17 protein-coding genes are annotated in these 23,844 nt (G+C 66.2%); all 17 read right to left on the bottom strand.

Annotated features, from left to right (window positions below; translation table 11 throughout):
- Nucleotides 1-105: 105 nt before the first annotated feature.
- The 17 genes from AC37TH_RS08505 to AC37TH_RS08425 all read right to left on the bottom strand — a co-directional run bounded on the left by AC37TH_RS08505 (nucleotide 106) and on the right by AC37TH_RS08425 (nucleotide 23,818).
- Nucleotides 106-828, bottom strand: a complete 723-nt coding sequence (locus tag AC37TH_RS08505; RefSeq protein WP_490763936.1) for a hypothetical protein — start codon at nucleotides 826-828, stop codon at nucleotides 106-108.
- 2 nt (nucleotides 829-830) lie between these two features.
- Nucleotides 831-1,598, bottom strand: a complete 768-nt coding sequence (locus AC37TH_RS08500) for a hypothetical protein (RefSeq protein WP_490763935.1) — start codon at nucleotides 1,596-1,598, stop codon at nucleotides 831-833.
- On the bottom strand, nucleotides 1,595-2,644 hold the full coding sequence (gene pilM, locus AC37TH_RS08495) for a type IV pilus assembly protein PilM (protein ID WP_490763934.1): 1,050 nt from the start codon (nucleotides 2,642-2,644) through the stop codon (nucleotides 1,595-1,597). Before pilM ends, AC37TH_RS08500 begins: the two co-directional genes overlap by 4 nt.
- Before the next feature lie 19 nt (nucleotides 2,645-2,663).
- A complete protein-coding gene (locus AC37TH_RS08490) occupies nucleotides 2,664-3,524 on the bottom strand; it encodes a prepilin peptidase (protein WP_490763933.1) in 861 nt (286 codons plus the stop codon).
- A complete protein-coding gene (locus tag AC37TH_RS08485) occupies nucleotides 3,521-5,281 on the bottom strand; it encodes a hypothetical protein (RefSeq protein WP_490763932.1) in 1,761 nt (586 codons plus the stop codon). The genes AC37TH_RS08490 and AC37TH_RS08485 overlap by 4 nt, the downstream gene beginning before the upstream one ends.
- Entirely contained in the window at nucleotides 5,281-5,961 is a 681-nt protein-coding gene (locus AC37TH_RS08480) for a PilW family protein (RefSeq protein ID WP_490763931.1), read from the bottom strand. Before AC37TH_RS08480 ends, AC37TH_RS08485 begins: the two co-directional genes overlap by 1 nt.
- Nucleotides 5,958-7,295 (bottom strand): type IV pilus modification PilV family protein, encoded by a 1,338-nt coding sequence (locus AC37TH_RS08475; protein WP_490763930.1) that lies wholly within the window; start codon nucleotides 7,293-7,295, stop codon nucleotides 5,958-5,960. The genes AC37TH_RS08480 and AC37TH_RS08475 overlap by 4 nt, the downstream gene beginning before the upstream one ends.
- 103 nt (nucleotides 7,296-7,398) lie before the next feature.
- Nucleotides 7,399-7,830, bottom strand: a complete 432-nt coding sequence (locus AC37TH_RS08470) for a type II secretion system protein (protein WP_490763929.1) — start codon at nucleotides 7,828-7,830, stop codon at nucleotides 7,399-7,401.
- A 173-nt stretch (nucleotides 7,831-8,003) separates the two neighbouring features.
- On the bottom strand, nucleotides 8,004-9,230 hold the full coding sequence (locus AC37TH_RS08465; protein WP_490763928.1) for a type II secretion system F family protein: 1,227 nt from the start codon (nucleotides 9,228-9,230) through the stop codon (nucleotides 8,004-8,006).
- Nucleotides 9,230-10,867 carry a type IV pilus twitching motility protein PilT gene (locus AC37TH_RS08460; protein WP_490763927.1) on the bottom strand — a complete coding sequence of 546 codons (1,638 nt, stop codon included), beginning with the start codon at nucleotides 10,865-10,867 and terminating at the stop codon, nucleotides 9,230-9,232. Before AC37TH_RS08460 ends, AC37TH_RS08465 begins: the two co-directional genes overlap by 1 nt.
- 8 nt (nucleotides 10,868-10,875) lie before the next feature.
- Nucleotides 10,876-12,546 carry a GspE/PulE family protein gene (locus tag AC37TH_RS08455; protein WP_490763926.1) on the bottom strand — a complete coding sequence of 557 codons (1,671 nt, stop codon included), beginning with the start codon at nucleotides 12,544-12,546 and terminating at the stop codon, nucleotides 10,876-10,878.
- A gap of 292 nt (nucleotides 12,547-12,838) precedes the next feature.
- The gene (locus AC37TH_RS08450; RefSeq protein ID WP_490763925.1) at nucleotides 12,839-13,069 is read right to left on the bottom strand and encodes a hypothetical protein; all 231 of its coding nucleotides are present in this window, start codon (nucleotides 13,067-13,069) and stop codon (nucleotides 12,839-12,841) included.
- 110 nt (nucleotides 13,070-13,179) lie between these two features.
- On the bottom strand, nucleotides 13,180-17,055 hold the full coding sequence (gene rpoC, locus AC37TH_RS08445) for a DNA-directed RNA polymerase subunit beta' (protein ID WP_490763924.1): 3,876 nt from the start codon (nucleotides 17,053-17,055) through the stop codon (nucleotides 13,180-13,182).
- A 45-nt stretch (nucleotides 17,056-17,100) separates the two neighbouring features.
- Nucleotides 17,101-20,598: a DNA-directed RNA polymerase subunit beta gene (gene rpoB / locus AC37TH_RS08440; protein WP_490763923.1), complete on the bottom strand. Its 3,498-nt coding sequence runs from the start codon at nucleotides 20,596-20,598 to the stop codon at nucleotides 17,101-17,103.
- A 298-nt stretch (nucleotides 20,599-20,896) separates the two neighbouring features.
- Nucleotides 20,897-21,922, bottom strand: coding sequence for an SDR family oxidoreductase (locus tag AC37TH_RS08435; protein ID WP_490763922.1), 1,026 nt, complete (start codon nucleotides 21,920-21,922; stop codon nucleotides 20,897-20,899).
- A 22-nt stretch (nucleotides 21,923-21,944) separates the two neighbouring features.
- Nucleotides 21,945-22,649, bottom strand: coding sequence for a response regulator transcription factor (locus AC37TH_RS08430; RefSeq protein ID WP_490763921.1), 705 nt, complete (start codon nucleotides 22,647-22,649; stop codon nucleotides 21,945-21,947).
- Nucleotides 22,646-23,818 carry a sensor histidine kinase gene (locus AC37TH_RS08425; protein WP_490763920.1) on the bottom strand — a complete coding sequence of 391 codons (1,173 nt, stop codon included), beginning with the start codon at nucleotides 23,816-23,818 and terminating at the stop codon, nucleotides 22,646-22,648. The genes AC37TH_RS08430 and AC37TH_RS08425 overlap by 4 nt, the downstream gene beginning before the upstream one ends.
- Nucleotides 23,819-23,844 lie beyond the last annotated feature (26 nt).

Below are 23,844 nucleotides of genomic sequence, written 5' to 3'. Positions count from 1 at the left end.
GATGCCACTCCTCGATCGGCCCCAACGGGCGTCCGTCAATGGTGCCCACTGTAGCAACGGGGTGGTCGAAGTCCAGGGAGGGCTGGCGGCGAACGGGCGGAGAGGTCACTTCTTGGCTGCTGGGGCCTCCGGGACGGTGAGGACGTAGGTGTAGCCGCTGACTTTGCCGTCGACGCCGACGCCGCTGGGCGATGGTTCGGTGGTGAAGTTGTTGACCAGAAACAGCCTTTGGCCGGTCTGCGCGGCGTGCAGGAAGGAGACGACGTTCGGATACGCGCCCGTCACGGTGAAACTGACAGGGACGACGGTGAAGTTCTTCGCGGTGATCAGAGGACTGATCACCGGAGGAATTCCGGCCGAGCGAACGGCAGTGGTCGGCGCTGGGGTTGGAACGGACGTGGGAGCCGCCGTCGGCGACGGGGCGGCTGTCGATCCCCCGCCAGAACCAGACGATGCGGCGGCTGATGCTGGCGCCTCTGGGGCGACATACGGCTTCGCATCCTGTATCGCCCATGCCGAGATCTGGACCCCGTTCGCTACGGCGAAACCGTTGAGTTCGTCCACAAACGCCGGATTCGCCGACTGGTCGGGCATGGAGGCCGCAAGCGATGCCACTTCCTTGTTCAAGGCAGGCAGGTTGGCAGAGTCTTTCGTCAAGCGGGCGAGAACGGCTCTGTTCGATGCGATCGCCTCATTCGCCTGAGTCGTCTGGGCGTCGGCAGCGGCCGCCTGGTCGAGTTGCGGCTGCACGCCGACAACCCAACCGAGCGCGACGATGGCAACCATCGCCATTACGGAGCCGATCATCCACAGTCTGGTCTTGTCCATGATCACTTGTCCTTCTGCTCGAAGCGCTTCGCGTAACGCGACTGGTCGATATGGAGCGTGATGGTGACCTTGTTCTGACCAGTCACCGGGTCCAAGGTCAGAGCACTCGGCACCACGTCAGCCACGCCAGGGATCTTCGCGAGCGCACGCACCCACGCGGTGATGTCAGGGACGGTCGGGCTGAGGCTGACCGTAGTGACCGTTCCGATCCTTGGCGCCTGCAGGGGATCTGGCGACTGGTCATAGGCCTTGATGGGAGAGGCAGAGTCTGCAGCGACTGTCTCGATAGCGACGCCCGCAGGCTGAACGGCGCCGATCTCGTCGAGCAGGGCCTTCCAGTCGACCTCGGTGGATGCCCCCACTCGCTGCGCCGTCCGTGCGATCGCGACCTGGTTCTGCACAGCCCTCACGCCCGCGAACTTCTGCTGCTGGGAAAGCAGGTCGGCCGTCGTCAATTGTGCTCCCAGCAGTCGGGCTTGCGCAGCGACGTTGAAGGCGAATGCCGCGCCGACGCCGAGGACGACGACGAGCAACACGGCGAGAACGCCCCAGCCGAAGCCCCTCCTGGTGCGCTTGTTCTTCCGCTCCCCTCTGACCTCGGGCGGGAGCAGGTCGACGCGAGGCTCGACGCCGATGTCGAGGCTCTCCACCCTTCCGACCGGCTTCTGCGTCTTCTGCTGCTTCGGGGTCTTGCGCCCCTTCGTCGCAGGAGTGACGGTCGGCAACTGCTCGGTTTCCTGGGCGTCCGCACGCCTGGTCGTGATGCTCATGCTGCGCTCCCGAGTGCAAGGCCGAGCGCCACGGTGAGCGCCGACCGGTTCTGCCGAAGCACGTCCGCGTTGAGACTGCGCGAGAGTGCGACGGCGTGAAAGGGGTCCCCGACCGTGACGGGAAGTCTGGTCATCTCGCTCAGGGCGTCGAGCAGTCCGGGAAGCTGCGCTCCCCCTCCTGTCACGACGATTCCGCTGACCGGGCTGTTGGGGCGGGTGTTGACGAAATAGCTGACCGTGTTCCTGAGGCTGGTGAGGAGGTCGCTCGTGACACGGTAGATGATCTCGACCGCCTGCTGCTCCTCCACGGTGGTCACCTGTTTGGCGAGTCCGATCGTGGCCTTGATGCGCTCCGCCTCTCCGAGCTCGACGTCGAGGCCTTCGCGGAGCGCCTGGGTGAGTTCGGATCCTCCGGCCGGGATGATGCGCACGAACTGCGGGATGCCGTCGGTCGCCACGACCACACTCGTCGTGTTCGCGCCGATCTCGATGAGTGCGACGGTTCCCGCGACGCGAGCCCTGCTGATCAGCACCCTGCTCAGCGCGAAGGGGATGAGGTCGACATCCACGGTGGTGAGTCCGGCGAGCTGCGTCGCCTTCACGTTGCCGAGGACCGCCTCCTTCACCGCCGCAACAAGCAGCCCGTTGACGACGGGCCCGTTGTCACTCATCCCCTCGGACACGGGATAGAAGTCGAGGAGCGCCTCGGCAACCGGCACGGGAAGCATGTCCTGCACTTGGAAGGGCAACGCCTCCCTGATGCGTGCGCGCGACATCCGCGGGACGGTGAGGTCACGGGCGAGCACGCGCTGGTTGCCCATCCCGAGCACCACGTCCTTGCTTTTGAAGCCGCCCTGATGCCAGAGCCGTCTGAGGCTCGCGGCGACCGTGTTGGGCTCCATCACCTCTCCTCGGCTGACGGCGCCGTCCGGTAACGGCACCTCGTAGTGTCGAAGAAGCGTCGGCCGCGCCTTGGCGGGGTCTGCGACTTCCACAGCACGAATGCTCGAACTTCCGACGTCGATGCCGACGATGCTCGTAGCCATTCGATCTCCTTGGGTTCTTCTATGCGATTCCGAGAAGCGCCAGGTAGGCGCTCCACACTGAGTTCCCCACGAGCACGCCGACCCAGGCGCCCGCGAGCATCCAGGGGCCGAACGGGATGCCAGAGCCGCGCCGCGCACGCCGCGTGATCAGGAGGACGACGGCGAACAAACCGCCGAGCAGGAAGGCGGCGAAGGCGCCGACGACGAGCGCACCCCAGCCGAGGTAACCGAGGAATAGTCCGAGGACGCCCGCGAGCTTCACGTCGCCGAGTCCCATGCCGCCCGGTCGGATCATGGCGAGGATCAGATACAGCGCGAACAGGCAAGCCGCACCGACGACTGCCCTGACCAGCGCGGTCGGGTCGCCGTTCAGCAGCGCAGCGGCACTGAGCAGGACGACACCCACGGCGTAAGACGGGAGAACGATGGCGTTCGGCAGGCGATGCGTGTCCACGTCGATGAGTGCGAGGGCGATGCTGACCGCAGCGAGGAAGAGGAACGCGATCACGACAAGCACGGCGGCCACGGTGGCGGCGCCGCCCTGCGGATGCGCTGCTCCGGGACCCACCCAGAACCACCAGCCGACGAAGGCGAATACCACGCCTGTCGCGCCTTCGACGAGCGGGTATCGCACGGAGATCCCGCTGCGGCAGGAGCGGCACTTTCCGGCGAGGACGAGCCAGGAGAGCACCGGGATGTTGTCGTATGGCTTTATCTCCGTCCCGCAGCTCCCGCAGGCGCTCGGCGGCGACACGATCGATCGGCCGGCGGGCACGCGATACACGACGACGTTGAGGAACGAACCGATCAGCAGGCCGAACACGGCGGTCGCTCCGAGCACGAAGACCGCGGTCGACAGGGAGAGCTGTGCGGAGGTCACGGGATCGCCGCCCCACTCGGCGCATAGGCCGTCTTGACCTCGACGACGGCGCTCGTGCCGTAGGTCGTCGACACGGGCGAGAGGAACTTCGGCGGAGCGGTGTATTGGAGCCGCGCATCGTACTGGTAGTTCTTCGCGTACCCTGTCGAGATCGTCGTCCCCGACGACTGCGCGACGGGACCACGGAACTTCTGGGCGATGGCCCCCTTGATCGTCAAGGTCCCCTTCTTGCCTGCCGTGTAGTTCTGCACCTGGAACGTGTGGGCGACCGAGAGGATCGCCGCATCGATTTCCAGACCGGTCGTCGACGAGTCGAGCAGGTTGCCGTTGCTGTCCACCGGGTTGTACACCCAGACCGCGTTCTGACCGACCAACCCGAGCATGTCCGTCTGAGGGTCGACGTAGGTGACCGGCCCGACGACGTAGATGTAGTTGTCGGCCGCGACCGTCTCCGCCGCGTGCACACTCCCTTTCACGAAGGCGTCGCCGTTCCTGCAGCCATACGACGGTGCGGCCGTCGTCGATGACGGGGCCTTTTCGGACGGAGCGGGATAACCGAGTCCGTTGCTCGTGCCCGTGCTGCCCGACGCGTTCGCGCAGGTGAAGTTCGCCGGGAACGCGCCGGCAGCCCAATAGTTCGGATCGCCGACGGTGCCGGGCACTCCCTGGACGAAGATCAGGTTGTTGCTGGGAACAGAGATCGTCTGCCCTGCCGGGCTCCCGAGGGTTCCTGTGGCCGCATACCCCGGCGTCCCGCATTGTGGGCTCACCGATCCGCTCGACGGCGGGTCGCCTGCGACGTTGGTGGCTCGCGTCCACGGGCTCCGAACCGTCATGGTTCCCCCGGCGTTGAACGTGATCGTGGTCGGACCCGTATATAGGCAGCCGGGGCGAGGCACCGACGTGAGGTCGCTTCGCGTCTCCTGCTTCAGCTGTGTGTTCGTCGACGGCATGGGGACGACGGGGCTGTACCTCGGATAACCGGAGATCGCGAAGTTGCCTGCTGAGCAGCCGTTCGGCGTCACGTATGCCTGCCCGGACGACGGGTTGTATCCCGTCGTGACGATGTTGTTGAAGGTGGTGCCGCAGATCTGCAATGTGTCATTCGAATGGACGGGGCCGTTGATGGTATCGGCCGCCGCGAATTGGATCGCCGTGCAGTTCGGCCGGCTTGCGACCGCCCATGCGTATGCGGGGACACAGGAGATCGACGACGTCGCGGGGTCCTGGATCTCGTAGTCGGTGAAGTAGAGGAAGTCGATGAAGCCCGATTGCTTCAGGTCGGCGACGATCGAACGCGTCGTCTGGCCGACCTTCCCCGTCGACCGGATGCGCAGTGTGCCTTTGGTGGAGTATTGGGAGTTGTCCACCTCGTATCGGTAGCTCGCGCGGCCATCGCTTCCGGCGACGGTCGCCCAGGAGCCGTTCACGCCCGTTCCGAACGCCAGGTTCCCGTTCGTCCCGGTGAAGGAGCTCGTCGTGCTGAAGGCCGCCGTGGAGGTGCCGTACTGCTGGTAGGTGTTGTCGTTGGCCAACTTCGCCTGATAATCCTCGACACCCGCGTACGCGGCCGACATCGCCGCGTTCCAATCCTGGTCGCCGTCTGCCTTCTGAAATCCGCCGAGGGACGATGCGAGCATGACAGAGACGAGGAGCATCAGTGCCGCTCCGATGCCGATCACCATCGCGAGCGCCATGCCGTCGTCGCCGCGTGCTGCCCCGCTGCGACCTGCCTGCGCCCGGCCGCCCACGCCCATCACAGCGACCTCGACAGGGGCAGGTTGGGCATGCCGACCGTGTTCTGCAACGTGACGTTCGAACTGTTCCCCGCAGCGGTCGCGCTCAACGTCAGGGTGACTCTGACCGCCGCGATGCTGCGCAGATTCGCCGTGGTGTATCCCCCGGACGGGATCGGCAGGGGCTGGTTGTCAACACCGAGGTAGGTGAAGAGAGACGGGTTCGATCCCGTCTGGTTGACGACCTTGCCGCCCAGGTTGCGTGTGGAGCTCGCAGTGGACGAGAAGCCCCAGTAGCCGGCGCTCAGCGCGTATGCGCTGTACTTGGTCTCGATCAGGTTGCGATTGGAGTCCACGGTGAAGGTGACCTTGACCGGCTGTTCGGCCGACGATGCAAGGTTCACATACGCGTAGACCGTCACCGACTCCGGCGCTGCAGTGGTGAAGGCGGGATCGTTGATCGCTTGACCGCTCACGGGATTCTCTGTCGCAGCGCGCAGGATCCGCGAGATCTCGTTCATCCCGTTCGATGCCGTCTTGGAGTTCGTGCCGACGGACTGGTTGAGGGTGAACGACTTCGTCGCGGTGACGAAGAAGCCACCGACGGCGGCGAGCACGATGCTGAAGACGGCGATCGCGACGATGAACTCGGCGATGGTGAAACCCGCCGCATCCTCGCGCAGGCGTCGAAGCCCGTTCACGGTCCGACCGTCCGCGGGTCGAGCGTGATCGTCCACTGTGCCGGGGATGCGACCCCCCGGGTGACGAAGGTCATCGAGGTTGTCGCGACAGTCGTCGCCGTGCTGCCGGAGGAGGACCCGGTGTAGATCTTCCATGCTCCAAACGGCAGCGCGATCGTCATCGACGATCCCGAGGTGAGCTTGGGGAAGGTGTAGGTATTCGACGTTGTGCATCCCGGGTCTCCCGTTCCTGAGATCGGCGCTTGCGATACAGCCGTGAGATAGCTGTTGCTCGCAAGGCCCGTCACTGTGACGACACCCATGCCGATCGGCAGGGTCGGGGACGCGGCCTGGACCGGTTTTCCGATCGCACCATCGGGTGCGGGGGTGGTCCAGGTCGCGGGGTCCACATTCGTGCAACTGGGCGCGCTTCCGATCGGCGCAACGTACCGGCCAGCGAGCGTCGCATACCCGTCAGAGAACGGAAACAGCCGCGTCGTCGCTGCCGATCCGATCGCCTGCACGTATGCGCCACCGACGGAGTTGACGAACGTGAGATTCAGGTTCGTCGGCCGCACGGCCGTGGGGTTCGCGTATTGAAGTGTGTAGATTCCGCTGTTGTCATAGGTGAACGGGGCCGATGCCGCCGTTCCTGCCGTGACCTGGAGTGTGCTGAGAACCGGAGTGGGGTTCTGGTTGATGTCGAGGTAGTTGGTGTTCGACAGAGTCACGTCGTAGTTGCCCGGGGTGACTTTCAACGCGTACGTGCATCCATCGCTGTCTGTGACGGCCGGAGTCGTCGTGAGGGCCGTCGCACCATTGGGAACACTCGACGGCGCCACCGAGACGACGACTCCCGGCGTTCCGGCGCCGGACGCCGACTTCACCGAGACGATGATCGTTCCCAGCGCCGGGTCGTTGATGCGGTTGTTCGGCGCGATCAAGGTGTCGGCGCGCACCGGCTGCGTTGCTGCGCGCATACCGGCCCAGGTGACGCTGATGTTGACCTTCTTGTACTGGAGGGTGCCGCCGCCGGCCCCGCAGGCGACGGAGCTGTTGTTCGTGGACACCCAGTCAGTGCCGCGAGAGACCGTGAAGGTCGTCCCGTTGACGACGGTGGTCCAGGAGGTGTCGGTCACCGCGAAGACATTGCTGGCCGACCGATCGAGGTCGATCTCCTGTGCTGCGAGGTTGGCCGCGGTCTCCCGTGCTCGCGTGTCGTTCGTGAGAAGGAGCGAGCTGGAGATGGAGAGCGCGATCCCGATCGAGATGAGCGCGAAGATGAACATTGCGACCATCACCTCGATGAGGGTCAGGCCGGATTCGTCGTCCGGTGCGGGGGTTGTTCGAGTCACGGTCACCTCCTCATCGGGTTGTATCGGAGAGACTCGGGGCGACGGTGGGCGGAGAACCGTTTCGGTCTCCGCCCGCCGCCTCAGTTGCTGCGTGTCAGGAGGATCAGCAGCCGGCCGGCGGCGTGTTCGCCGCGGAGACGCCCGAGTTGTCGGTCGTGTAGAACTTGTTCCCGCCGGCGCTGGTCGCGACCAGGCAGTACGAGGTCGCGGTCGCCGCGGGGGCTGCGGGGCTCCACGCCACGCTGGTCCCGCTGTATCCGAAGGTGCCAAGCGTGCCGCTCGAGATGGTGAGCGGAAGGGTGCTGTTGGTCGTCTGGAACGCGACCACCGCAGTCTTCGCGTTGGTCAGGTCGGACTTTGCCGCGCTGTCCTTCGCGTTGTTCTGGATGCCCAGGTACACCGGGATTGCGATGGCGGCGAGGATGCCAATGATGATGACGACCACGAGGAGTTCGATGAGCGTGAAGCCCTTTTCGTCCTCTTCGAGGAGGCCCTGGCGGCGGGCGTTCAGTTTGCCCATGAGTCGGAAGTACATTGCAGTGTCCATTCGGTCGGGTGAATCGTTCGGTTCGAACGGGTGCGAGTTCCGTCCGGTGCTTGATGGTAATTCCGAGAAAACTCACGGCAGAATCCCACGAATGGGGGCAATATCACTCATTTATCACCCCAGTTCAGGGGAGAAAACATGAAAGATACGTGTCGGTCGCGTTATTTCACCAGGGTTGCGATCTGGAAGATCGGCATGTAAAGCGCGATGACCATCCCGCCGATCACGACCCCGAGGAACGCGATCATGAGCGGCTCGATCATCGCTGTGAGCTGTTCGGTCGCGGCCTCGACCTCCTGCTCGTAGAAGTCGGCGATTTTGTCGAGCATCGTCTCCAGCGAGCCGGCATCCTCGCCGACAGCGATCATCTGGGTGACCATCGCGGGGAACACCGGTTGCGCGGCGAGCGGCTTCGCGATCGATTCGCCCTGCCGGACGGACTCCGCCACCTCGACGAGCGCGTTCTCGATGACCCAGTTCCCGCTCGTCTCCCCCACGATGCGGAGCGCTTGCAAAATCGGGACACCGGCCGAGATCATGTTGGCGAAGTTCCTGCTGAACCGGGCCACTGCGATCTTCCTGAGCAGCGACCCGAACACCGGTATTCGGAGCTTGATGGGGTCCACGCGTCGACGCACGGACTCGTTGTTCTTGTTCCGCCCCCACCACACCCCGAACACGACGCCCCCCACGACGAGAACGGGCGCCACCCAGACCATCGCATGCGAAGCCACCACGAGGATCTCCGTCGGCAAGGGGAGCTGTCCCCCGAGGCCTTTGAACATGTTCTCGAAGACCGGCACGATGAAGAGGAGCATGGCGATCACCGCGACGATCGACATGATCAACACGATCACCGGGTAGGTCAGGGCGGATTTGATCGTGCCTTTGAGCTTCACTTCCTTCTCGAAGGTCGCCGCAATCGACTCCAGAGCGTCGTCGAGGAAACCACCCGTCTCGCCCGCTTTGATCATATTGATCATGAGGGGCGGAAAGACATCGCCTCGCTTCTTCAGCGCATCCGAGACAGAGACACCGGTCTCCACGTCATCGCGGACCCCCTCGATGATCGAAGCCAGCTTCTTGTTCTCCGTCTGCTCGGCCAGGATGTTCAGCGTTCGCAGCAGAGAGAGTCCCGAGCCGATCATCGTCGCCATCTGACGGCTCAGAATGGCGAGATCCTTCAGCTTCACTCCGCTGCCGAACGACAGCGAGACCTCGCGGTTGAGTCCTGTGCCGGCCGGAGCCTCCTTTAGGGAGATCGGCGACAGCCCCATCGCCTTCAACCGGGCGACGGCGGAGGCCTCGCCTGCGGCGTCCAGGCGTCCCTTCACGACCTTGCCCGCAGAGTCCCTGCCGGTGTATGCGTATGCCAGCGTCGTCGCCATCAGTGAACTCCCGAGTAGTTGTCGCCGAAATCGGGCCCGTTGGACACGATCGCCATCGCTGACGCGTCCGACGGAACCTCCGCCCGCTGGATCAGCCGGGTGATCCCCTCCAGGTCGTGTGCCTTGTCCATTGCGGCTTTGCGGGTGATCTGGCCGGAGTTGACGAGGTCGGCCAGGTGCTGGTCCATCGTGCGCATCCCGGAGTCGCGGCCGGCCTGCATCATGGAGGCGATCTGGTAGGTCTTGCCCTCGCGGATGAGGTTGGCGACGGCGGGGGTCATCATCAGGATCTCGGTCGCCACCACGCGGCCGCGGCCGTTCGCGCGCTTCACGAGGGTCTGGCAGACGACGCCCTGGAGCGTCGCGGCGAGCTGTGCGCGCACCTGGTCCTGCTGGTGCGGCGGGAAGACGTCGATCACACGGTCGATCGTCTGCGGCGCATCCTGGGTGTGCAGGGTGGCGAAGACCAGGTGGCCGGTCTCGGCGGCGGTGAGGGCGACGGAGATCGTCTCCAAGTCGCGCAGCTCGCCGATCAGGATGACGTCGGGGTCCTGGCGCAGAACATGCTTGAGCGCCGCGCCGAAGCTGTGCGTGTCGTGCCCGACCTCACGCTGGTTGACGATCGACTTCTTGTGCGTGTGCATGAACTCGATCGGGTCCTCGACTGTGACGATGTGATCGGCACGGGTCGTGTTCACGAGGTCGATCAGCGCGGCGAGGGTCGTCGACTTGCCGGAACCGGTGGGGCCGGTGACCAGGACGAGACCACGCGGCAGCTGAGAGAACGCGCCGACCGCATCCGGGACGCCGAGTTCGTGCAGCTGCTTGATCTCGGTCGGGATGAGACGGAACGCTGCACCGACGGAGCCGCGCTGCTGGTACACGTTCACGCGGAAACGGGAGTTGGCCGAGATGGTGAACGCGAAGTCGAGTTCCAGCTCCCGATCGAAGATCTCCTGCTGCCGGTCGGTCAGCAGACTGACGAGCGCGGCCCTGGTGCGGTCATGGTTCCACGGGGTCGTCGCGCCGGCCGGACGGAGACTGCCGTCGACACGGACCATCGGCGCGGTGCCGACAGTCACGTGCAGGTCGGACGCGCCCTGGTAGACGACCTCGTGCAGCGCAGCGACGAGTTCGGCGTCTGCGCGGGCGAGGGCCTCGCGCTCCACCGTGGTGAGCGTCTCGTCGATGGGCTCAGGGTCGTGGTGGTGCGGCACGGCGGCGAACTCCGGCTCCGGCGCGGGTTCCGCAGCGCGGCGGCCGGCGGGGATGATCCGCTGAACCGGATACAGGTCGTCGACCGCGGGCGCGGGTGGCGGGAGCTGCACGGGTGCGGACACCGGAACGGGAAGCGTCGGCGGGAGCACCTGCTGCTGCGGCTGCGGCTGCGGGAACACCGGCGGCGCGGCCTGCACCGGCGGCGCCGGCTGCAGCACGGGCGGCGGGAGCAACGGAACCCCCTCCCCCGGCGCCCATCCGCCCGCGGTGGATCCCGGCGGCGTCACCGGGATCTCGTAGACCGGCTTCGCCTCTGTTATCTCGTAGACCGGCTTCGCCTCTGTTATCTCGTAGACCGGCTTCGCCTCTGGCGGAGGGAATCCGCCCCAGCTGGTGTCGTCGCTCGCATCCGATGCCATGAGCCCTCCTAGGCCACCACTCGCAGGATCTCTTCCACCGAGGTCAGGCCGAGTTTGGCCTTCTCCCAGCCGTCTTCACGCAGCGTGAGCATCCCTTGCTCCCTCGCCGCCCTGCCGATCTCCGCACTGGAGGCGCGGCCGACGGCGAGGCGCTCGATCTCCTCGCTCACCGCCATCACCTCGTGCACGGCGATGCGGCCGCGGTATCCGGTGTTCGAACAGGTCGGGCAGCCGACGGGCACGAACACCACCGGCTGCTCGTCGTCGCCGGAGACGGGGAAGCGGAGACGGTGCAGGTCGGCTGCCGAATACGTCGCCGGCTGCTTGCAGCGGTCGCAGAGCCGGCGCGCGAGGCGCTGGGCGACGACGCAGTCGAGGGCGGAGCCGACGAGGAACGGCTCGATGTCCATCTCTGTGAGCCGGGTGACGGCGCTCGGGGCGTCGTTCGTGTGCAGGGTGGAGAGCACGAGGTGGCCGGTCAGCGACGCCTCGATGGCGATCTGCGCCGTCTCGTGGTCGCGGATCTCGCCGAGCAGCACCACATCCGGGTCGCTGCGCAGGATGCTGCGGAGCGCGCTCGCGAACGTCAAGCCGGCCTTGGGGTTCACCTGCACCTGGTTGATGCCCGCCATCCGGTACTCGACAGGGTCCTCGACCGTGATGACGTTGATCTCGGGCCGCGCGACCGCGTTGAGGGTCGTGTAGAGCGTCGTCGACTTGCCGGAGCCGGTCGGGCCGGTGACCAGGATCATCCCGTACGGCTTGGAGTACGAGGTGCGGTAGGTCTCGAAGTTGCGCTCCAGCAGGTTCAGGTCGCGGAGCGTCATCCCGGTGTTCGTGTTGTCCAGGATGCGCATGACGACCTTCTCGCCCCACACCGTCGGCAGCGTTGCGACGCGGAGGTCGATCTGGCGGCCTCCGTGCACGACCGACATGCGGCCGTCCTGCGGTTTGCGTCGCTCGGCGATGTCGATGTCGCTCATGATCTTGAGTCGCGAGATGACACCGTTCTGGATGCTCTTGGGGGCGCTCTGCATGGCGTGCAGCACGCCGTCGATGCGGTAGCGGACGCGCACGTCATGCTCGGCGGGCTCGATGTGGATGTCGGAGGCGTGATCCTGGATGGCCTGGCTGACCAGCAGGTTCACGAAGCGGACGATGGGGGCGTCGTCGTCGCTCGACTCCGCGATGGTGAGACTGGAGTCGTCCGGGGTGGCCGACTCCTCCTCGAGCGTGGTGGTCAGGTCGCTCAGCTCGTCGTCGGCGCGGATGTACCGGTCGATGGCGGTGAGCAGCTCGCCGAGCTCGGCGACGGCCGGGGCCACGTTCATCCGGGCGGCGGCGCGCACGTCGTCGATCGCGAACACGTTGCCGGGGTCGGCCATCGCCAGGATCACGGTGCCGTCGGCCGAGCCGATGGGCAGCACCGAGTGGCGGCGGCAGATCGCACCGGGCACCAGCGACACGGCTGTGCGGTCGACGGGGTAGTCGGCGAGCTCCACGAACGGGAGCCCGGTCTGGGCGGCGCGGGCGCGCGCCAGTTGCACGGCGTTGATCGCGCCGCGTGCCAGCAGGTCGCGCACGGCGGCCTCGTCGGCTGTGGGTTCGCTGGTCACTGTGTCGAGATACTCGATCGGCAAGTGGCCGTGCAGGATCAGGATTTCCGTCATCGACGCCACGGGAGCCTCCTCGCAAGGATGATGCCGGGGCGGGTCGGGGGTCTCGGCAGATGCGGCGGTACTGCAATATCACTTCTTCGGGTGAAGCGATGTCACACTATTCGCACGCATACATCCCCCACCACTCCCGCATCCGAGTGCCACGCGCACAGGGGTCACCGCGCGTTCTCGTGCGAAAAGTGCGGTGCGGCGCGCCTGGACCGCACTTTTGGCACGAGCCGAGCGGGCGCGGAGCGCACTTACGGGACGGATCGCGTCGGCGTCAGCGGGTGCGCAGCGGGTGCGCGCGGCGTCAGCGGCGGCGGATGTCGGCGCGCCGCGAGGCCAGGTAGACGAGGACGCCCGCGATGACGGCGGAGCCCATCGTCGTGATCCAGAACGGAAGCGTGCTCGCCGCATGACCGGTCGTGGCCTGGACGATGCCTACCAGGAAGCTGCCGACAGCGACCACCAGCAGCGCCACGGCGACACCGACCATCGCGCGGCCGGTCGAGTCCGTGTATTCGAGGAGGTGACGCCACATGCTTCCATTGTCGCGCATCCGGAGTCGTCGGCAGTCCACCGCAGATCCAGGCACAACGAGGAAGGCCCCCGGTGCCGAAGCACCGGGGGCCGTCCGTCGTACGGAATCGCTTAGTTGTACGTTCCCGGGGTGTAGTCGTCCGAGCTGAAGCTGTCGAAGTCGACGAAGCTCAGGTCGTTCTCGCTGAAGGCCGAGTCGTCGGCGAAGATGCGGTTGGGGTACCGCTCCGCCTTCGCCTCTTCGGTGGCCTCGACCGTCACGTTGCGGTAGCGAGCCAGGCCGGTACCGGCCGGGATCAGCTTTCCGATGATGACGTTCTCCTTGAGGCCGATCAGCGGGTCGGACTTGCCCTCCATGGCCGCCTGCGTCAGAACGCGGGTGGTCTCCTGGAAGGACGCGGCCGACAGCCACGACTCGGTCGCGAGGGATGCCTTGGTGATACCCATGACCTCCTGGCGAGCCGACGCGGTCTTCTTGCCCTCGGTGAGAGTGGCGCGGTTGACCTCGTTGTACTTCGAGCGGTCGACCAGCTCGCCGGGCAGCAGGTCGGTGTCGCCGTGCTCGACGACGGTGACCTTGCGCAGCATCTGGCGGACGATGACCTCGATGTGCTTGTCGTGAATCGGCACACCCTGCGACCGGTAGACGCCCTGCACACCACCGACGAGGTGCTTCTGCACCTCACGGACACCTTTGACGCGAAGAACTTCCTTCGGGTCGACGGCGCCGATGATGATCTGCGTTCCGAGCTCGACGTGCTGACCGTCCTCGACGAGGAGGGTCGAACGCTTGAGCACCGGGTAGACGTGCGGCTCGTCGCCGTTGTCCGGGGTCAGGATCACCTTGCGGCTGCGGTCCGTGTCCTCGATGGTGATGCGTCCGGCTGCCTCGGCGATCGGGGACGCGCCCTTGGGGGTGCGAGCCTCGAACAGCTCCTGCACGCGGGGAAGACCCTGCGTGATGTCGTCAGCGGAAGCGGAACCACCGGTGTGGAAGGTACGCATGGTGAGCTGGGTTCCCGGCTCACCGATCGACTGGGCCGCGATGATGCCGACGGCCTCACCGATGTCCACGAGCTTGCCGGTCGCGAGCGAACGGCCGTAGCAGGCAGCACACACACCGACGGCCGACTCGCAGGTGAGCACGGAGCGCACCTTGATGTCGGTGACACCGGCGGCGACCAGCTTGTCGATGAGGATGTCTCCGACGTCCTCACGAGCCTTGGCCACAACGGTGCCGTCCGGTGCGACAGCGTCGGCGGCGAGCGACCGGGCGAACACGGAGTTCTCCACGTTCGAGTCGCGCACCAGCACGCCGTCGGCGCCGGCCTCGGCGATCGGCAGGTCGAGACCCTTGGTCGTACCGCAGTCGTCCTCACGGATGATGACATCCTGCGAGACGTCGACGAGACGACGCGTCAGGTAGCCCGAGTCGGCGGTACGGAGGGCCGTGTCGGCCAGACCCTTGCGGGCACCGTGCGTCGCGATGAAGTACTCCGCCACCGACAGACCCTCGCGGTACGAGGAAATGATCGGACGGGGGATGATCTCACCCTTCGGGTTGTTCACCAGACCACGCATACCGGCGATGTTGCGGACCTGCAGCCAGTTACCACGAGCACCGGAGGTGACCATCCGGTTGATGGTGTTGTCTGCCGGGAAGTTGGCGCGCATGGCCTCGGCGACCTCGTTGGTCGCTTCGGTCCAGATCTTCACCAGTTCCTGACGACGCTCGAGGTCGGTCGTGAGACCCTTCTCGAACTCGGCAGTGACCTTGGCGGCCTTCTTCTCGTAGCCGGCAACGATCTGCGGCTTGTTCGGCGGCGTCAGGATGTCGCTCAGCGACACCGTCACACCGGACCGGGTGGCCCAGTAGAAACCGGCGTCCTTGATGCGGTCCAGAGCTGCAGCGACCTCCACCTTCGGGTAACGCTCCGCGAGAGCGTTGACGATGGCGGAGATGACCGTCTTGTCAGCGACCTCGTCGACGAACGGGTAGTCCGCCGGCAGCGCCTCGTTGAAGAGGGCGCGGCCGAGGGTCGTCTCGACGATGGCCGTGACACCCTCTGTTCCGGTCTCGGGCGCGTCGGAAGGAACGTAGTCCTCCAGGCGGATCTTGACCATGGAGTTGAGGTGCAGCGAACCCTGGTCCTTGGCGAGGATCGCCTCGGAGACCGACGAGAACGCGCGGCCTTCACCTTCCCCACCCTCGCGAACGGTGGTGAGGTGGTGCAGACCGATGATCATGTCCTGCGAAGGCAGGGTGACCGGGCGTCCATCGGACGGCTTCAGGATGTTGTTCGACGCCAGCATCAGGATGCGGGCCTCGGCCTGGGCCTCGACGGAGAGCGGGAGGTGGACAGCCATCTGGTCGCCGTCGAAGTCCGCGTTGAACGCGGCACACACGAGCGGGTGCAGCTGGATGGCCTTGCCCTCGACGAGCTGAGGCTCGAACGCCTGGATGCCGAGACGGTGCAGGGTTGGTGCACGGTTCAGCAGCACGGGGCGCTCGCGGATGATCTCCTCGAGCACGTCCCAGACCTGCGGACGCGAACGCTCGACCATGCGCTTGGCCGCCTTGATGTTCTGAGCGTGGCTCAGGTCGATCAGGCGCTTGATCACGAACGGCTTGAACAGCTCCAGAGCCATCTGCTTGGGCAGACCGCACTGGTGCAGCTTGAGCTGCGGGCCGACGATGATGACCGAACGGCCGGAGTAGTCGACGCGCTTTCCGAGCAGGTTCTGGCGGAAACGACCCTGCTTGCCCTTCAGCATGTCGCTGAGGGACTTGAGGGCGCGGTTGCCGGTACCCGTGACGGGGCGTCCACGACGACCGTTGTCGAACAGTGCGTCGACGGCCTCCTGCAGCATGCGCTTCTCGTTGTTCACGATGATCTCGGGAGCCCCGAGGTCGAGCAGGCGGCGCAGACGGTTGTTGCGGTTGATCACGCGGCGGTACAGGTCGTTCAGGTCGGAGGTCGCGAAGCGGCCACCGTCGAGCTGGACCATCGGGCGCAGCTCCGGCGGGATGACCGGGACGACGTCCAGGACCATCGCTGCCGGCGAGTTGCCGGTGGCGAGGAACGAGGAGACGACGCGCAGACGCTTGATCGCGCGGATCTTCTTCTGTCCCTTGCCGTTCGCGATCTGGTCGCGGAGCAGCTCGGCTTCAGCGGCCAGGTCGAACGCGAGCAGGCGGCGCTTGATCGCCTCAGCGCCCATGTACGCCTCGAAGTACAGCCCGAAGCGGTCGACGAGCTCGTTGAAGTCCGCGTCCTCCGGCTTGAGGTCGCCGACCTTGAGGGTGCGGAAGGACTCCCACACGCGCTCCAGACGGGCGATGTCCTCGTCGTAGGACTTGCGGATCTGGCCCATTTCCTTCTCGGCCGTGTCCTTGACGCGACGCTTCTGGTCGGCCTTGGCGCCTTCTTCTTCAAGCGCGGCGAGATCGGTCTCGAGACGCTGGAGGCGGTCGGCGATCCGGCTGTCGCGCTGATCGGACAGAGTCTTGATCTCGAGCCGGAGCTCGTTCTCAAGGCCTGGCATGTCGGCGTGGCGGCCGTCTTCGTCGACCTCGATCACCATGTATGCGGCGAAGTAGATGACCTTCTCGAGGTCCTTCGGCGCCATGTCCAGCAGGTAGCCGAGACGCGACGGAACACCCTTGAAGTACCAGATGTGGGTCACGGGAGCGGCGAGCTCGATGTGTCCCATGCGCTCGCGGCGGACGGAGGACTTGGTGACCTCCACGCCGCAGCGCTCGCAGACGATGCCCTTGAATCGCACCCGCTTGTACTTGCCGCAGGAGCACTCCCAGTCACGGCTCGGCCCGAAGATCTGCTCTCCGAAGAGGCCGTCCTTCTCAGGCTTCAGCGTGCGGTAGTTGATGGTCTCGGGCTTCTTGACCTCGCCGTATGACCAACGACGGATGTCGTCAGCGGTGGCCAGGCCGATACGCAGTTCATCGAACGTGGTTGCGTCGATCAATTTTCCTTCTTTCCTGGAAAAAGTGTGTCAGTGAGGTCTGGCGGCTTAGATTTCGTCGATCGACGACGACTCGAAGCGCGAGGAAATGTTGATGCCGAGCTCTTCCGCAGCGCGGAACGCTTCGTCGTCTGCGTCGCGCAGGCTGACCTGCTGGCCATCGGCCGAGAGGACCTCGACGTTCAGGCAGAGCGACTGCATTTCCTTGATGAGGACCTTGAAGGACTCCGGGATGCCCGGCTCCTGGATGTTCTCACCCTTGACGATGGCCTCGTAGACCTTGACGCGGCCGATGATGTCATCCGACTTGATGGTCAGGAGCTCCTGCAGGGCGTACGCGGCACCGTATGCCTCGAGCGCCCACACCTCCATCTCACCGAAACGCTGCCCACCGAACTGCGCCTTACCACCGAGCGGCTGCTGGGTGATCATCGAGTACGGACCGGTCGAACGCGCGTGGATCTTGTCGTCGACCAGGTGGTGCAGCTTCAGGATGTACATGTATCCGACAGACACCGGGTCCGGGTACGGCTCGCCGGAGCGGCCGTCGAACAGCTGGGTCTTGCCCGAGCTTCCGATGAGGCGGTCGCCGTCACGGGTGACGGTGGTCGAGTCGAGCAGACCGGCGATCTCCTCCTCCTTGGCGCCGTCGAACACCGGGGTCGCGACCTTGGTGTTCGGAGCGGCGGAGAAAGCGGCCGTCGGGAGCTCTGCAGCCCACTTCGGCTTGCCCTTGACCTCCCAGCCGTTCTTGGCGATCCAGCCGAGGTGGATCTCGAGGACCTGACCGAAGTTCATTCGTCCAGGGACACCCAGCGGGTTGAGGATGACGTCGACCGGGGTTCCGTCCGCGAGGAACGGCATGTCCTCCACCGGCAGGATCTTGGAGATGACACCCTTGTTGCCGTGACGGCCGGCGAGCTTGTCACCAGCGGTGATCTTGCGCTTCTGGGCGATGTAGACCACGACGCGCTGGTTGACGCCAGAGCCGAGCTCGTCGTCGCCGTCCTGCGAGTCGAAGACCTTGACACCGATGATCGTGCCCTCTTCACCGTGGGGAACCTTGAGCGAGGTGTCGCGCACCTCGCGGCTCTTCTCGTTGAAGATCGCGCGGAGCAGGCGCTCCTCGGCCGAAAGCTCGGTCTCGCCCTTCGGCGTGACCTTTCCGACCAGGATGTCGCCGGGGCGGACCTCGGCGCCGATTCGGATGATGCCACGCTCGTCGAGGTCGGCCAGGAGGTCCGGGCTGACGTTCGGCAGGTCGCGGGTGATCTCTTCCTTGCCCAGCTTGGTGTCGCGGGCGTCGACCTCGTACTCCTCGATGTGGATCGAGGAGAGGGTGTCGTCCTTCACCAGGTTCTGGCTGAGGATGATCGCGTCCTCGTAGTTGTGACCCTCCCACGGCATGAACGCGACGAGCAGGTTCTTGCCGAGCGCGAGCTCGCCGTTCTCGGTGGCGGGACCATCGGCGATGACCTCGCCCTCTTCGATCCGGTCGCCTTCGCTGACGATCACGCGGTGGTTGTACGACGTTCCCTGGTTGGAGCGGTCGAACTTGCGCAGGTAGTAGGTCTTCGTCCCACCCTCGTCGAGCTGGATGGTGACGGCCTCAGCCGACACCTCCGTCACAACGCCGGCCTTGTCGTTGATGAGGACGTCTCCGGCGTCGATCGCCGCGTAGCCCTCCATACCGGTTCCGACCAGCGGGCTCTCCGAGCGCACCAGCGGAACAGCCTGACGCTGCATGTTGGCGCCCATGAGCGCGCGGTTCGCGTCGTCGTGCTCGAGGAACGGGATGAGCGAGGTCGCGACCGACACCATCTGGCGCGGCGAGACATCCATGTAGCCGATCTCGTCGGCCGGGATCAGGTCGACCTCTCCACCCTTCTGACGTGCCAGGACGCGGTCTTCTGCGAAGTGGCTGTCGGCGGTCAGCGGAGCGTTGGCCTGGGCGACGATGTAGTCGTCCTCCTCGCTCGCCGTGAGGTAGTCGATCTGCTCGGTGACCTTGCCGCCGATGACCTTGCGGTACGGCGTCTCGATGAAGCCGAACGAGTTGATCCGCGCGAACGACGCGAGCGAACCGATCAGGCCGATGTTCGGGCCTTCCGGGGTCTCGATCGGGCACATGCGGCCATAGTGCGACGGGTGGACGTCACGGACCTCGACACCGGCGCGCTCACGGCTCAGACCACCCGGGCCGAGGGCCGAGAGGCGGCGCTTGTGGGTCAGACCCGCGAGCGGGTTGTTCTGGTCCATGAACTGCGACAGCTGCGACGTTCCGAAGAACTCCTTGATCGCGGCGACGACGGGGCGCACGTTGATCAGGGTCTGCGGCGTGATCGCCTCGATGTCCTGCGTGGTCATGCGCTCGCGGACGACGCGCTCCATGCGGGACAGGCCGGTGCGGACCTGGTTCTGGATGAGCTCGCCGACGGCGCGGATGCGACGGTTGCCGAAGTGGTCGATGTCGTCGACGTCGAGACGGATCTCGACCGGCTCGCCGTTGCGGATGCCGTTGAAGGTCGTGCGGCCGTCGTGCAGGGCGACGAGGTACTTGATCGTGGCCAGGATGTCCTGGACGGTCAGCACGGAGTCGCTCAGCGGGGCGTCGAGACCGAGCTTGCGGTTGATCTTGTAACGACCGACCTTGGCGAGGTCGTAGCGCTTCGAGTTGAAGTAGAAGTTGTCGAGGAGCGCACGCGCGGCCTCGGCAGCGACCTGCTCGCCCGGACGCAGCTTGCGGTAGATGTCCTTGAGCGCCTCCTCCTTGGTGAGGATGGCGTCCTTCTCGAGGGTCAGCTCGATCGACTGGTAGCCGGCGAACTCCGAGAGGATCTCCTCGGAGGTCAGACCGAGCGCCTTGAGGAACACGGTGACGGACTGCTTGCGCTTGCGGTCGATGCGAACGCCGACCTGGTCGCGCTTGTCGATCTCGAACTCGAGCCATGCTCCACGGCTCGGGATGACGCGTGCCGAGTAGATGTCCTTGTCGGACGTCTTCTCCGGCGTGCGCTCGAAGTAGACGCCCGGGCTGCGGACGAGCTGCGACACGACGACACGCTCGGTGCCGTTGATGACGAAGGTGCCCTTTTCGGTCATCAGGGGGAAATCGCCCATGAAGACGGTCTGCGTCTTGATCTCACCGGTGAGGTGATTCATGAACTCGGCTTCGACGTAGAGCGGAGCGGAGTAGGTCTTGCCCTTCTCCTTGCACTCGTCGATCGAGTACTTCTTCTCTTCGAGGAAGGGGTTGGTGAAGGAGAGCTGCATCGTCTCACCGAGGTCTTCGATCGGAGAGATCTCTTCGAAGATCTCCTCGAGCCCGGTGTTGCTCGGCAGATCCTGGCGCCCCTGCTCCTGTGCTTCGGCGACGCGCGTCTTCCACGCGTCGTTGCCGACCAGCCAGTCGAAGCTCTCGGTCTGCAGTGCGAGCAGATCGGGAACGGTGAGGGTGTCAGTGATCTTGGCGAACGAGAGACGAGATGCGTTTCGTCCGTTCTTGGGTGTCTTGTCAGTGTTGGTTGCGTTGCGCGCAGCAGCCAAGGAAATAACCTCCGTGGGCCCCGTCGGGCCTCAGTTACTGTCTGTCAGTGTGTGTACTGTATGGACGAGAACTCCCAGGGGATCGTGCTGGCGCCCATCTGACCTGTGAATCAGGCCCAGGCGCGCACGGAAGATAAGCAAGGCCGACCGCAATATGAAGGCAGATGTTTGTCTGGGAGCGCAAAAGACAACTATATGTCAAATGGGCGCGCCGTGTCCACTCTTTTCTTGACCCGACGCGCATCCTTGCGGTATAACCCGCGACGACCCTCCGTTATTTCCGCGGAAAGACGCGGATTCAGCCCGTCGGAAGCGAGTCGACTGTGGCGAGAATCGCCTCCTCGCGTGACCGCGGAGACCACCCGAGAACCCTCTCGGCCTTCGCAGAGGACGCCCGTCGCACCGCGCCGAGGTCCGGCAGCGACCCGCGCACCGCTCTGCTGAACGGCGCGAGCGCCTTCAGCACGCCGTCCGGCATCGTCTTGGTCGTGATCCGCGCGCCCGCTTCGCCCAGATGACCCCGGATGAGCAGGGCGACCTCCTGCGCGCTCATCACATCCCCCGAGATGGCGAGGAAGCGCTGCCCGGCCGCCTCCGGCCTGGTCAGGGCGAGCAGGTGCAGAGCCGCGACGTCGCGGACGTCGACGATGCCGAAACTGACACGGGGCAGGCGAGGGAGCCGAGCATCCCGGACGGCCTTGATCAGCTGCACGGAGCTGGAGTAGTCGTGGCCGAGCACCGGGCCGAGGATGCCGACGGGGTTGACCGTCGCCAGCTGCATCGCTCCTCCCTCTCTGGCGATGAAGTCCCACGCGGCGCGCTCGGCCAGCGTTTTCGACTTCGGGTACGCGCTCACCGGGATTCCGCTGTCGAGGTCGGTCCAGTCCTCCTCGGTGAACGGGCGGTCGGTCGGCGGATGGCCGTAGCCGATCGCCGCGAACGAGGAGGTGAGCACGACCCTGGCGACCCCCGCATCCCGTGCGGCCCGCAGCACCCGGAGCGCGCCGTCGCGGGCGGGCACGATCAGGTCGTTCTCGTCCTTCGGCTGCGTGGAGGGGAACGGGGAGGCGACGTGCAGCACGAGGTCGCACCCTGCCACCGCGTCGTCCCAGCCGATATCCGAGACGAGGTCGGCGACGGCGAAGGTGAGCCGGTCGCCTCCCGCGTCCTCCAAGCCGCCCGCGACCAGCTGGGAGCGGACGTCGGCGGCACGGCCAGGGGTGCGGATGGTCGCGCGGACGTCGTATCCGGCCTGCAGAGCCTGCAGGACGCAGTTCGCACCGACGAACCCGGAGCCGCCGGTGACGAGCACTCGTTGTGTCATGCGGCCCATCCTCCTCCTGAAATCAGGAGCGGACGAGGGCGATCGCCTGGGCGCGGTCTCGCACGGCGAGCTTGGCGAAGATCGCGTTGATGTGGGTCTTCACCGTGGCGACGCTGACGAACAGAGCGGAGGCGATCTCGCCGTTGCTGAGACCGTCGGCGACGAGAGCGAGCACGTCCACCTCGCGGCGGGTGAGCGACGGGAACCGGGCGGCGAGCGACGACTCCTGCGCAGGAACCGCAGCCGTCGCCGGGGTCGCACCTGCTCCGGTCAGGGTGCTGACCAGCAGCGCGCCGACCTCCGGCGCGAAGGTCGACTGGCCGCTGGCCACGGCGCGCACGGCGGCGGCGAGTTCGGCGCGGCCCGCGTCTTTGGTGAGGTAGCCGCGCGCCCCGGCGCGGAGGGCGCCGAGGATCGACTCGTCGTCCGCGTACGTCGTGAGCACGAGGATCGCCGTGCCCGGCGCCTCGCGCACGATCCGCTCGGTGGCCCCGACGCCGTCGAGCACGGGCATCCGCAGATCCATCAGCACGACATCCGGATGCTCGGCCACGGCGAGCGCGACGGCACGCTCCCCGTCCTCCGCCGCCCCGACCACCTCGACGTCGGGGAGCAGGCCGAGCACGGTGACCAGCCCATCCCGGATGATCGCCTGGTCGTCGGCGACGACGACCCGGATAGCCGGCTGGGTCGCTTCCGTGCCGGCCCGGGTGTCCGCCGGCGTCATGAGAGCCTCGCCTCGGCCGTCACCGTGAACCGGTCGCCGACGGCACCTGACGTGGCCGCTCCGCCGACCGGGAGTGCTGCGAAGCGTTCGCGCATCCCGGCGAGACCGTGGCCTCCCCCTGTTGCGGCGAGCGCTGGTGCCGCGAGCGCGGCATCGTCGGCGAGCGGGTTGGAGACGGTGAGTCGCACGCGCTCAGTCTGCCAGTCGAGCTCCGCCCGCACCGGCTCTCCGCGCGCGTGCTTCCGCGCATTGCTGAGGGACTCCTGCAGCGCCCGTTGCAGTGCCGCGGCCTGCGCGGTGGTGAGGGCGACAGCTTCTCCGCGCACCGTCAGGTCGACCACGCCGCCGAGCGACCTATGCACGGCGATCAAGTCGTCGACGGTCGCCGTGAACGCGGCGGTGTCGACCATCCCGGATGCGCCGCTCCGGGCTGTTTCGCCGCCGTCCGGATCGCGCAGGGCGGCGACCGCGCGCCTGGCCTCGCTCAGACCGCTCGCGGCGAGCGCCCGCGCATCCGCGACTCTGGTGGACGCCGCGTCCGTCTCCCCCGCTTCGAGCAGCGCCTCGACGGCGTCGAGCTGGATGACCAGGCCGCCGAGGCTGTGGGCGAGCACGTCGTGCAGGTCGCGAGCGACGGCGACCCTGGCCGCCTCCTCCCTCATTTCGAGGTCGCGCTGCTGCAGCAGGATCGCCTGCTCCTCCGCCTGGCGGAACTGCCGCCTGCTGAGACCGGCGAAGACCGCGAGCACGACGCCGCCCATCATCGCAAGGACCGCGGCGGGGTCGATCCCGAACGGCACGGCGCCGATCGCGACGAGCGCCAGCGTCACGGCCGCCAGTCCGTAGCCCGCCAGCACCGGGATGCGGGGAGCTGCGACCGCGGCGAGGATCGCGATGGCTGCGGGGACGACGGAGAGCCCGTCGGTGGGTGCGGCGACGAGTCCTCCGCTCAGGGCGGTGATCGCCAGGACGATCGGCTCGGCCCTGCGCACCCCGGCGTAGGCGAAGGCAGCGCGGGCGATCCAGGCGGCGACGGACACCAGCGCCACGACGATCACCCAGGTCGGTCGCTCCCCCAGATGCGAGGCGAGCAGCGAGAAGCCGATGGCGAGCGCTCCGAACAGATTGAGCGCGAAGACCAGGGGGCTCTGCCGTGGGGACGAGTTCACGATCCCATCATGCTGCGAACGGGGCC

The organism is Leifsonia sp. McL0627, assembly GCF_058244615.1.
The sequence above is the reverse complement of the archived record's forward strand: the minus strand, read 5'-3'. Positions and strand labels throughout refer to the sequence as shown.

What these genes read in the sequence shown, in the direction of transcription:
- AC37TH_RS08505 (WP_490763936.1), bottom strand. Translation starts at nt 828, where the DNA reads ATGGACAAGACCAGACTGTGGATGATCGGCTCCGTAATGGCGATGGTT.
- AC37TH_RS08470 (WP_490763929.1), bottom strand. Translation starts at nt 7,830, where the DNA reads ATGTACTTCCGACTCATGGGCAAACTGAACGCCCGCCGCCAGGGCCTC.
- AC37TH_RS08435 (WP_490763922.1), bottom strand. Translation starts at nt 21,922, where the DNA reads ATGACACAACGAGTGCTCGTCACCGGCGGCTCCGGGTTCGTCGGTGCG.
- AC37TH_RS08485 (WP_490763932.1), bottom strand. Translation starts at nt 5,281, where the DNA reads ATGGGCGTGGGCGGCCGGGCGCAGGCAGGTCGCAGCGGGGCAGCACGC.
- AC37TH_RS08500 (WP_490763935.1), bottom strand. Translation starts at nt 1,598, where the DNA reads ATGAGCATCACGACCAGGCGTGCGGACGCCCAGGAAACCGAGCAGTTG.
- AC37TH_RS08460 (WP_490763927.1), bottom strand. Translation starts at nt 10,867, where the DNA reads ATGGCATCGGATGCGAGCGACGACACCAGCTGGGGCGGATTCCCTCCG.
- AC37TH_RS08430 (WP_490763921.1), bottom strand. Translation starts at nt 22,649, where the DNA reads ATGACGCCGGCGGACACCCGGGCCGGCACGGAAGCGACCCAGCCGGCT.
- pilM (WP_490763934.1), bottom strand. Translation starts at nt 2,644, where the DNA reads ATGGCTACGAGCATCGTCGGCATCGACGTCGGAAGTTCGAGCATTCGT.
- AC37TH_RS08450 (WP_490763925.1), bottom strand. Translation starts at nt 13,069, where the DNA reads ATGTGGCGTCACCTCCTCGAATACACGGACTCGACCGGCCGCGCGATG.
- AC37TH_RS08465 (WP_490763928.1), bottom strand. Translation starts at nt 9,230, where the DNA reads ATGGCGACGACGCTGGCATACGCATACACCGGCAGGGACTCTGCGGGC.